This is a genomic window from Streptomyces sp. Q2 (assembly GCF_056820935.1).
On sequence record NZ_JBXEJE010000013.1, the window covers coordinates 51,341 to 58,041 of the forward strand.

General features: G+C 70.8%; 4 protein-coding genes, 2 tRNA genes and 1 pseudogene. 3 read left to right on the forward strand and 4 right to left on the reverse strand.

The window, feature by feature from the left end:
* Positions 1 to 56: 56 nt before the first annotated feature.
* The gene (locus ACWBNA_RS16145; protein ID WP_482705025.1) at positions 57 to 653 is read right to left on the reverse strand and encodes a DUF2637 domain-containing protein; all 597 of its coding nucleotides are present in this window, start codon (positions 651 to 653) and stop codon (positions 57 to 59) included.
* Between the two features lie 189 nt (positions 654 to 842).
* The gene (locus ACWBNA_RS16150) at positions 843 to 989 is read right to left on the reverse strand and encodes a hypothetical protein (protein WP_482705026.1); all 147 of its coding nucleotides are present in this window, start codon (positions 987 to 989) and stop codon (positions 843 to 845) included.
* Between the two features lie 719 nt (positions 990 to 1,708).
* Between ACWBNA_RS16150 and ACWBNA_RS16155 the strand changes: the two are divergent.
* A pseudogene (locus ACWBNA_RS16155) lies at positions 1,709 to 1,869 on the forward strand (IS630 family transposase); the annotation flags it as partial.
* A 227-nt stretch (positions 1,870 to 2,096) separates the two neighbouring features.
* Here ACWBNA_RS16155 and ACWBNA_RS16160 read toward each other — a convergent pair.
* Positions 2,097 to 2,169: transfer RNA gene (locus ACWBNA_RS16160), tRNA-Arg, on the reverse strand.
* Between the two features lie 197 nt (positions 2,170 to 2,366).
* Positions 2,367 to 2,457: transfer RNA gene (locus tag ACWBNA_RS16165), tRNA-Ser, on the reverse strand.
* A gap of 168 nt (positions 2,458 to 2,625) precedes the next feature.
* On the opposite strand from ACWBNA_RS16165, the gene ACWBNA_RS16170 reads away from it, so the two are divergent.
* Both ACWBNA_RS16170 and ACWBNA_RS16175 read left to right on the forward strand, forming a co-directional pair.
* Complete coding sequence (locus ACWBNA_RS16170) at positions 2,626 to 3,111, forward strand: SSI family serine proteinase inhibitor (protein WP_482705027.1); 486 nt, start codon at positions 2,626 to 2,628, stop codon at positions 3,109 to 3,111.
* Positions 3,112 to 3,393: 282 nt separating this feature from the next.
* On the forward strand, positions 3,394 to 6,701 hold a 3,308-nt coding region (locus ACWBNA_RS16175; RefSeq protein ID WP_482705028.1), incomplete at its 3' end, for a PAS domain-containing protein.

Sequence of the window (6,701 nt, forward strand, 5' to 3'; positions counted from 1 at the left end):
CATGGTTTCACGTCGTTCTTTACTTCAGAAGGCCCTGCAGGCATGAGGTCGTAGCGCTAATGGCGGTGACGGGGCGACGCTTGCCGCGGCGGCAGAGTCAATGTGATTTGTCGGACGAGTTGCTGGAAGCATGCCAGGGACGCGAGGGCGGGCAGGGCGGCTCCGGCGATACCGGTGAAGGTCCTGTCAGCCTGAGCTACGCACAGCAGGATAGCGACGGAGGAGAACAGCAGAACGATGAACCATGAGTGCAGAGCCCGCCTTCGGTGCAAGGCAGTTCGGAGGATGGAGAGAGACGCCACCATCCAGGGGCCATACACGAGAAGAGGCCACTGAGGAATCATCCCGCTCTTCGTACCGGACGAGATGTTCTGCAGAGGCTCGTAGGCCACCATTCCGCCGAAGACGCTCACCATCGCCACGATGACGGCAACGAATGCGAGGATGACGAAGCTGCCAGTCTGCATCCACTTGAGTCGGAGTTTTCGGGCTCGAGTCTTCCGATGCCCGGCAGAGGAGCGTCGGATAGGCGGAAGCTGAGCGGTGATCTGCGCCAGGTTCTCCAACGGGTCGGTGAAGTTGACGCCGGACGGAGAATCGCTGCGAGGTGGCGGCGCTGCGGCCGCCTGCTCCGCCGGAACGGCCTCCTGCAAGAGATAGGCAAGTTCCTCGACCGGGTCCCAGCCTGACTCGGGAGGTGCCAGGGGAACCCCTGAGTGAAGGACATCGGCAGGACTACTGTGCCAACCGGTACCCGACTCATATGGAGATGCGTCGGAATGCCATTCACGCCGCGCAAAGGAGGGATCCGCATAGTCGTGATTCATGTAAATCCGCCCCCGTCACGCGCGGTCCGCGTGACAGCCGGACTTTTCGTGGTCGTTCCACCGCTGATTGAGCTCCTCCTGGGCCGCCTCCAGCAGCGCGAGGAACTCGCCGAGCAGGGACTCGGTAACTTGGAGTTCGGCGTGCGCACCGCCCCCGTGCAAGGTGCCACACGACTCAAGCGCCGAGTGTGCCAGACCAGGCACGTAAGTGTATTTTTTCACTGTCACATCATGCTTCGTAGGCACTTTATCCTTCCGCGTGCCGCGGTGAGGCAAGCCTTGGGACCCTGCTTTCGTCATATCCCGCTAACGCTGCTCCCTCTCCTCCAGATGCGCGGCAAATGAGTGACCCTGGCGTAGGGGAAACGTTGAGGAGAGCGTTTCTTAATTAATGTCATTCGCGTCTCGCTCTGCATTTTATGAGTCGAGCGGGTTGTCTCTCAAATCTCCTTGAGCAAAAAATAGGATTCGTCGTCAGTACTGATCTTCACAGCGTGGTGTCGGGGAGGCAGACGTACAGCGGCGGACACCCACGCTCACCAGCGGGCCCTCGCAGCAGCTGAGCGGAACACCGGTCCGAGGTCGAGCGCCCACCCAAGTCGCTTCGGGACGAAGGCACCGTGTGGCTGACTGTCGTCGGCCGCGGCACAGGAACCAACGCTCTGTCTCCTCTGTTCAAGACGAGGGCGTGAAGCCAGCGGACTGGTCGAGGTGGAACGCGGAGCCCTGGGTCGTCGGAGTCCAACCCCCGCGAAGGGCAAGCTGGATGGCCGCCGGTCTCCGCACGAGCTTGTCGCCTACCTGCGCAAAGCCCATGGCCGGGTCATCCGCCCCTGCCGCGAGGCGTCACGTGGCCTGCCCGCCCGCCGCGGCGTCACCTCAACCACACCGTGCAGACCCGGACCCTGCACGCCTACCTGCGCTGGCGCAACGCCAACGCCCGCCACCGCTATGTCCTGGCTGCCGAACGCAAGGAACGCGCCCGCGTCCGCAGAGAGAAGGGAATCCCTGGGGAGGCCGCGCCGTCACCTCCGTTGCCTGAGGGTGGCAGTCACCACCCAGTGGCGGACCACCCCATGGAGCAGCACCGCCGTGCCACCTGTTCCGTGACCGTGGACCACGACACGCCTAAGACGTCCACCGCCTCAGGGCCGTCAAGCGCTGCTTCCTGCTCCGGCTTCTGAGGATGCTGCGACGCCCGGCGACGTTGATGTCACGCCCTGATGTCAAAGGCCCCCCGGGATGATCCCGGGGGGCCTTTGGCTTGTGTGCACTCGGCAGGATTCGAACCTGCAACCTTCTGATCCGTAGTCAGATGCTCTATCCGTTAAGCTACGAGTGCTTGTCTTGTTTTCCCGCCGCTCCGGCCTTCCGGCCCGCTCGCGGCGACAGGAAGAACATTACATGACTGCCGCCGCCATGTGAAATCCGTTTGCCATACCGCTTGTGAGCTGCGAAAACGACCCTCAGAGCGGGTTTGGAGCGACGAGGGAAACACCGAAGCCCCGGCCGTGTCGACCGGGGCTTCGTGATCAGGTGCGGAGGCGGAGGGATTTGAACCCTCGATGGGATTGAAGTCCCAAACCGCATTAGCAGTGCGGCGCCATAGACCGGACTAGGCGACGCCTCCAGCACAGCCGCCCGCGCGAGCGCGAGTGGTGCGTGCAGATGATGACACAGTCGAGCGGGGTGTCACCAATCGCCTCCCACGGTACTAGGAGGGCGGGCCGCAGGGCAAAGCGCATATCGGCGGCGGCGTGGATCGCAACGTCCCGGGGGCGACCGCGTTAGTCAGGTCATGTTGCAGGTCACCCGGCTCGGCCGGTTCGCGCGGTTCGTTCCTCTCCTCGTCGGCGTCGGCTCTGCCGTCTCCCTGTCCGCGGTGCCCGTCGCCGCCGCCTCCCCAGCCCTCGCGCCGCCGCCCGTCCGGGACGAGGACCGGCCCACAGGCGGCGACCATCTCACCGTCACCGTGCGGAACGCGGGCGGTGACGCGGACGGGACGTACGAGGTGGACTGTCATCCCGGCGGGGGGAGCCATCCCGACGCCGGCGGGGCGTGTGCCGCCGTTGACCGGAACACGCGGTGGGGGAAGGACGCGTTCGCCACCGTGCCCGGGAACAGCATCTGCACCATGCAGTACGGCGGGCCGGCCACCGCTCACGTCACCGGGACGTGGGCCGGCCGTCCCGTCGACGCGCGGTTCGACCGCAGCAACGGCTGTGAGATCGGGCGGTGGGACCGGCTCGTGCCGCTGCTGCCCGAGGTCGGCCGACAGGCATAGGGGAAGACCCAGAGGCGGGGCGTGGCGGCGGAAAGGGGCGGTCGCGTGGGGACGCCGCCGGTTCATGCCGGATGCCCCGACTCCGGAAGACCGCGCCTCCGCGGGAGGCCTGGTCGCGGATGGGGTCACACGTTCTACGTCACTTCGTCGTGCGACCTCCCTCTCATCCGGCGTCGCGAGCGCAACCACTGCCCTTAGACTCCCTCGCGTGACACGTCGCGGGCCGGTTGGCAAGATGGCCCGAGCGGTCGGCAAGGTGCGGTAACAGGGAGGAAGCGTCTCGTGAGCAGCAGGCCATCCCGAGGCGCTGCTCGCCTCGCAGCCATACTCGATGCGCTTCCCGATGCGTTGGTGCTGGTCAACGCCAATGGGACCGTCGTCAACGCGAACACGATCGCGCTCGAGGCCTTCGAGGCGCCGGGCACCGCCCTGGTCGGGCGCGGGCTGCTCGACCTGCTGCCGCAGTTCGACTCCAAGCTCATCCCCGGCTCCATGCGGCGGCCCGACCACATGGATCCGCGCGGCCGGACCAAGCCGACCCGGATGATCGCCCGGCGGACCGACGGGACCGAGTTCCCGGTCGAGGTCACCAGCGCGAATCTGGAGAACGGCCAGCAGGCCTACGACAGCTCCGGCTACGGCGGCGACGAGCTGCTGATGCTCGTCGTACGGGACTTGACCGGAACCGTGGACACCGAGGCAGAGCTGGCCCGGTCGCAGCGGCAGACCGAGATGATCCTGCGGGCCGCGTCCGAGGGCGTCGTGGGGACGGACACCGACGGGCGGATCGTGCTCGTCAATCCGGCCGCCGCCCAGATACTGGGCTACCGGGCCAGTGACCTCGGCGGACGTGAGCTGCACGATCTCGTGCTCCACTCCCGGGTCGACGGCACGCCCTTCCCGTTCGAGGAGTCCCCGCTCGCCGACACCCTGCGCTCCGGGCGCAAGCACCGGGTGCGCGGGCAGGTGGTGTGGTCGAAGAAGGGCGAGAAACTCCCGGTCGACCTGACGACCGCCCCGGTCCGCGACGGCGACCAGCTCGTCGGCGCCGTGCTGACCTTCACCGACCGGCGTCCCTACGACGCGCTCGCCGAGGAGAAGGCCGCCGCCGACAAGCGGCATGCGGAGGAGCTGGAACGGCTCTCCGAGGAACACGCCTCCGAGCTCACCGCGCTCCGCCAGAAGCACGTGAGTGAACTGGAGGAGCTCCAGGAGCAGCACGACGAGGAGCTCGCCGCCGGCGAGGAGCGGTACGCCGCGCTCGGGGAGCGCGAGAAGGACCGGTTCGAGGCCCTCGCCGGACGCCACGACCAACTCCTCACCCTGCTCGCGCGCTCGCTGCGCGGGCCCCTCGACGAGCTGCGCCGCGAACTGGCCGCCCTGGCCGCCGACGACGCCGGGCAGCTGTGGCCCGAGGCGAACCAGGTGCTCCATCACCTGTCCGCGGGCTATTCGCGGATCACCACGCTCATCGACAACGTCCTCGGCTACCAGCGGCTCGACACCGGGACCGACGGCATCACGCGTACGAACGTGATGCTCGACGCCGTCGTCGCGGCGGGTGTCGAGGGCGCCGTGGAGCTCATCGGGCCCGGACGTGTGCAGTTCGCCGTGCACGCGCCGCCCATCGAGGCCGAGGTCGACGCCCAGCTCCTCGCCACGGCCCTCGCGCACCTCGTCGCGGACGTCGCCGGCGTCGACGCCACCGGCAACTCGCCCGTCTCGGCGGGCGGTTACATGGACAACACGGTCGTCGTCGCGGCGGCGCAGCGCGGTGAGGTCGTACGCATCGAGGTGCGCGGACCGTACGCCGGGGGCGACCCCGTCCACGAGCCGATCGTGCGCGGGATCGTGCGCGCCCACGGGGGCGTGCTGCAGACGCACGAGGTGCCGGGCATGAGCGGCAGTGCGTACGTCCTCGAAGTGCCGCTCGGCGGCGGGGCGGGGGCCGTGGCGGCCCCGGGTCCGGCCGCGCTGGAGGCGGCCCCCGCGGAGGCCGTGCTGCCCGAGCAGGCCACCGGCGGGCGGCGGCGGGCCCGGCGGGCCACGACGGACGCCTTCCTGGACGGCGAGGTGCCTGTCGACGCCCCCGACGGTTCCGAGGGTGAGGCCTCGGCGCCCACCGGGCGGCGCAGGCGGCGGGCGGCGAGTGCGCCCGCGCAGGAGATCGCGCCGGTTCCGGCCCAGGCTTCGGGCGATGCCGGGGAAGGTTCCGGCGGGGGTACGGGACGGCGGCGAGGGCGGCCTGCCGAGGGTGCGGGGGCACCCGCCGGTGCGGTCGACGGGTCCGCTGCGGGTCTGGTTGCGGGCACGGGTCCGGGCGCGGGCGCGCTCGGGGGCTCGGTCGCCGGTGTCGCCGAGGGGGCCGTCGTCATGGCCTCCGAGCATGCCTCCGGGACCGCGGCCGTCGGGACCGGACTGGGCGGGACCGTGCCGCCGCAGGGCGTGCCCGCGCCCGGTGGCCGGGGTGCCCGAAGTGATGGTGGCGAGCAGCACGCGTTGCCGCCCGCGTTGCCTGCGTTGGCCTCCGGTGGGGCGGCGCAGGGCTCGGCGGGCGAGGGTGTCGAAGGTGCCGGTGTCGGTGGTGCCGCGCACGTCGAGAACGCCGAGCAGCCCACCGGACGGCGTCGGCGTGCGCTGGCCGCCGCGTCGGAGCGGGCCGCCGCCCAGGAGGCGGGGCCCCGTTCGGTGTTCGCCCTTCCGCCCGCTGACGCGGACCGGGCGTCCGAGGGTGCGGAGGCGCCGGGGGCGGTGCCGGGGCAGGTTGCGGGGGCGGTGCCGGGGCAGGCTCCGGTGGCTCCCGTCGCCGGACACGTTCCCGGACCGGTGCAGGTTCCGGGCCAGGGTGCTCCCGGTGACGCCCTTGTCGACGAGGGTCGGCACGATGCCGTACCGCACAGCCAGGCCGACGACCACACTCCGCCGCAGCCGCATCCCACGAGCGCGCCGACAGGGCGTCGCCGCCGGGCCGTCGGCCAGCGTGCGGAGGGGGAGCCGACCGGGGCGCCGGGAGCAACCGGGGCGCCCGCTCAGGAAGTTCCGGCGCAGGGTGGGCCTGGGCAGGGTGTGCCCGGGCAAGAGACTCCGGCCCAGGGAGCGCCTGTCCCGGCGGCCGGCGTGCCCCAGCCCGGCGCGGTCGGTCAAGGCGGTGCCGTCGCTCATGGCGTCGCGGCAGGGCAGCAGGTGCAGCCCGGCCAGCCGGTGCCGTCCCCTCAGGCCGTGCAGGCGGGTCAGCCCGTGCAGCCAGGTCAGCTGATGCAGCCCGCGCAGCCCGTGCAAGCCGGCGTCCCCGCCCAGCCTGGGGCCCCCGCGCAGCCCGGGGCCCCCGTCTCCGCGCAAGGCACCGCCCCCGGGCAGCCTGCCCCCGCGCAACTCGCCCAGGCGGCGTCCGCCCAAGCCGCACCCGGCCACCCCGTGCCCGACCCGGGCCAGCCCGCGCCTGGTGTGTCGCCCGCCCCGGGCCAGCCGCTCCCGGCCGAGGCACCCCCCGGTCAGGCCCTTCCGCCCCAGGGGACTCCCGCACAGGGCACCGCCCAGGGCGCCGCTCCGGCCGCCCCCGGCACGCCGCCGCAAGGCACCCCCGCCCCCCC